The organism is Streptomyces niphimycinicus (assembly GCF_018883605.1).
Taxonomy (GTDB): domain Bacteria; phylum Actinomycetota; class Actinomycetes; order Streptomycetales; family Streptomycetaceae; genus Streptomyces; species Streptomyces niphimycinicus.
Map to the genome: position 1 here is coordinate 1 of NZ_JAHLEM010001073.1, position 3667 is coordinate 3667.

General features: G+C 71.4%; 2 protein-coding genes. One reads left to right on the plus strand and one right to left on the minus strand.

Features of this window, described 5'->3' with window-relative positions; genetic code table 11:
• Positions 1-156 precede the first annotated feature (156 nt).
• Positions 157-795 (minus strand): DsbA family oxidoreductase, encoded by a 639-nt coding sequence (locus KN815_RS47590; protein ID WP_216347990.1) that lies wholly within the window; start codon positions 793-795, stop codon positions 157-159.
• A gap of 171 nt (positions 796-966) precedes the next feature.
• Between KN815_RS47590 and pepN the strand changes: the two genes are divergently transcribed.
• Positions 967-3612: an aminopeptidase N gene (gene pepN, locus KN815_RS47595; RefSeq protein WP_216347991.1), complete on the plus strand. Its 2646-nt coding sequence runs from the start codon at positions 967-969 to the stop codon at positions 3610-3612.
• Positions 3613-3667 lie beyond the last annotated feature (55 nt).

The following is a 3667-nucleotide window of genomic DNA, read 5'->3' on the forward strand; positions in this document are numbered from 1 at the left end:
GCCCGGGCATGGCCACTCGGCCGCCCCCGCGTGAGCCCACGCGGGGGCGGCCGGGAAGCGAAAAAGGGCCCCCGCGCGGTCGACTCGCGCGGGGGCCTTGCCGTGGCGGCGGCCTTGCCGTGGCGGCGGCCCTTGCCGTGGCGGCGGCGGAGGGCGTCAGTCGAAGATCGGGCCGACCGTACGGGTCCGCTTGATCTCGTAGAAGCCGGGGATCGAGGCGACCATCAGGGTGCCGTCCCAGAGCTTGGCGGCGTCCTCGCCCTTGGGAGCCGGGGTGACCACGGGGCCGAAGAAGGCGACCTGCTCGCCGTCCGAGCCCGGGACGGCGATGACGGGGGTGCCCACGTCCTGGCCGACCAGGTCGATGCCCTCCTTGTGGGAGGCGCGCAGCTCGGTGTCGTATGCGTCGGAGTCGGCGAAGTCGGCGAGATCGGCGGGGAGACCGACCTCCTCGAGGGCGGCCACGATCGTCTCGCGCTTCCCCCTCTCCAGGCCCTGGTTGTGGTAGCGGGTGCCGAGCGCGGTGTAGAGGGGGCCGAGGACCTCGCTGCCGTGCTGCTGCTCGGCGGCGATGCAGACCCGGACCGAGCCCCAGGCGGTCTTCATCAGCTCGCGGTACTCCTCGGGCAGCTCATCGAGCTTGGGCTCGTTGAGGACGGCGAGGCTCATGACGTGCCAACGCACCTCGACCGGGCGCACCTTCTCCACCTCGAGCATCCAGCGCGAGGTCATCCAGGCCCAGGGACACCCCGGATCGAACCAGAAGTCGACGGGCGTCTTGGCAGTCTCGGTCATGGTTTCTCCTCGAGCGGGCGCGTGGTCATCGCAAATGAATAGAGAACTGGCTACCTGACCCAACGCGGGCGGGAGGGGAGCCCATTCCCCGATACCGGCTGTCGGTGCACCGTGACATGATTTCCGCTGTCCGATATCCGAGATGCGAGACATTGCCGAGGGAGCCGCGTCGTGCCCGGTGAGAACCTGACCCGTGACGAGGCCCGTGCGCGGGCGAAGCTGCTGACCGTCGAGGGTTACGAGGTTGCGCTCGATCTGCGGTCCGCGGTCGGTGACCACACCGGGTCCGGGCCGCGCACCTTCCGCTCCACGACCACGATCCGCTTCCGCTGCGCCGAGCCGGGCGCGGCGACCTTCGCCGATCTGCTGGCGCCCTCGGTGACCTCGGTGCGGCTCAACGGGCGGGAGCTGGACCCGGCGGCGGTCTTCGACGGCTCCCGGATCGCGCTGGACGGGCTCGCCGCGGAGAACGAGCTGGTGGTGGACGCGCAGTGCGCCTACAGCCGCACCGGCGAGGGCCTGCACCGCTTCGTGGACCCGGAGGACGGCGAGGTCTACCTCTACACCCAGTACGAGCCAGCCGACGCCCGGCGGGTCTTCGCCAACTTCGAACAGCCGGATCTCAAGGGCCCGTTCACCTTCTCGGTGACCGCCCCGGAGGGCTGGACGGTGCTGAGCAACGGGACGGTGGACCGGGTGGAGCCGTCCGGTGCCGACGATTCCGCCGCGACCAGCCACTTCGTCCCGACCCGGCCCATCTCGACGTACATCACGGCCGTGCTCGCCGGTCCGTACCACCACGAGAGCGACCTCTACCGCCGCACCCTGCCGGACGGCTCCGAGCTGGAGATCCCGCTGGGCGCGCTGTGCCGCAAGGGGCTGGCCAAGCACTTCGACGCGGGCGACATCTTCACCGTCACCAAGCAGGGGCTGGACTTCTTCCACGACCACTTCGACTATCCGTACCCGTTCGGCAAGTACGACCAGGCGTTTGTGCCGGAGTACAACCTCGGTGCGATGGAGAACCCGGGCTGTGTGACCTTCCGGGAGGAGTTCGTCTTCCGCGGCAAGGTCACCCAGGCGTCGTACGAGGGCCGGGCCAACGTCATCCTGCACGAGATGGCGCATATGTGGTTCGGCGACCTGGTGACCATGGAGTGGTGGGACGACCTGTGGCTCAAGGAGTCGTTCGCCGACTTCATGGGGGCCTTCGCGCTGGTCGGGGCGACCCGCTTCACGGACGGCTGGATCACCTTCGCCAACCGCCGCAAGGCATGGGCCTATCGCGCCGACCAACTGCCGTCCACCCACCCGGTCACGGCCGACATCCATGACCTGGAGGACGCCAAGCTCAACTTCGACGGGATCACCTACGCCAAGGGCGCCTCCGTGCTCAAGCAGCTCGTGGCCTACGTCGGGCAGGACGCCTTCCTGGAGGGCGCGCGGCGCTACTTCAAGCGACACGCGTACGGCAACACCCGGCTGTCGGATCTGCTGTCGGTGCTCGGCGAGACCTCGGGCCGGGACATGGCCACCTGGTCGCGCGCCTGGCTGGAGACCGCGGGGGTCAACGCGCTCACCCCGCACGCCACCTATGACGCCGAGGGGCATATCACCGAGCTGGCGGTGGAGCAGGAGGCCGCCGAGAGCGCTGGTTCCGAATATGCGGCTCCGCCGCGTGGGACGCTGCGGCCGCACCGGGTGGCGGTGGGGCTGTACCGCAAGGAGGCCCCGGCCGGTGAGCGCCCCGGGGCGCTGGTGCGCTACGCCCGCGCCGAGGTCGACGTCGACGGCCCCCGTACGGTCGTCCCCGAGCTGACCGGCGCCGCCCGGCCCGATCTGATCCTGGTCAACGACGACGACCTCACCTACTGCAAGATCCGCTTCGACGAGGGGTCGCTGGACACTCTGCGCCAGCACCTGGGCGAGCTGACCGACCCCCTCGCCCGCGCGCTGAGCTGGTCCGCGCTGTGGAACCTCACCCGTGACGCGCTGCTGCCCGCCCGCGACTATCTGGAGCTGGTGCGGCGGTTCGCCGGGGCCGAGAGCGACATCGGCGTGCTCCAGATGGTCCAGACGTGGGCGCTGTCCGCCCTGCACCACTACTCGGCGCCGGAGGCGCGCGAGGCGGCCGGTGCCCGGCTCGCCGAGGTCGCGCTGAGCGAGCTGCGGCAGGCCGAGCCGGGCAGCGGGCATCAGCTCGCCTGGGCGCGGTTCTTCGCGCAGGTCGCCGTCGCCGAGTCCGAGCTGCGGATGCTGAGCGGGCTGCTGGACGGCACGGCCCGGATCGACGGGCTGGATGTGGACCAGGAGCTGCGCTGGACGTTCCTGGCCGCGCTGGCCGCGAGCGGTCAGGCCGACGAGGCGCTGATCGGCGCCGAGCTGGCGCGCGACGACACCGCCTCCGGCAAGCGCCACCAGGTGCGGTGCCTGGCCGCCCGGCCCTCCGCCGCGGTCAAGGCCGAGGCATGGGAGGCGGTGGTGGAGTCCGACCGGCTCTCCAACGCCCTGGTGGAGGCCACCATCTCCGGTTTCGACCAGCCGGGCCAGCGGGAGCTGCTGGCGCCGTACGCACCGCGCTACTTCGAGGTGATCGAGCGGATCTGGCAGGAGCGGTCGATCGAGATCGGGATGGCGATCGTGCGCGGGCTCTTCCCGGCCGCCCAGGGCGACGCCCACGCCTTGGCGGCGGCCGACACCTGGCTGGACGGCCACCCGGACGCGGCGCCCGCGCTGCGCCGACTGGTCCTGGAGGCACGCGACGACCTCGCCCGCGCCCTGCGCGGACAGGACTGCGACAAGAGGGCGGCGGTCTGAGGCGTACGCCGCCCCTCGGGTGCCCGCCCGGCGCCCCGGCTACCGCCGGGCAAGC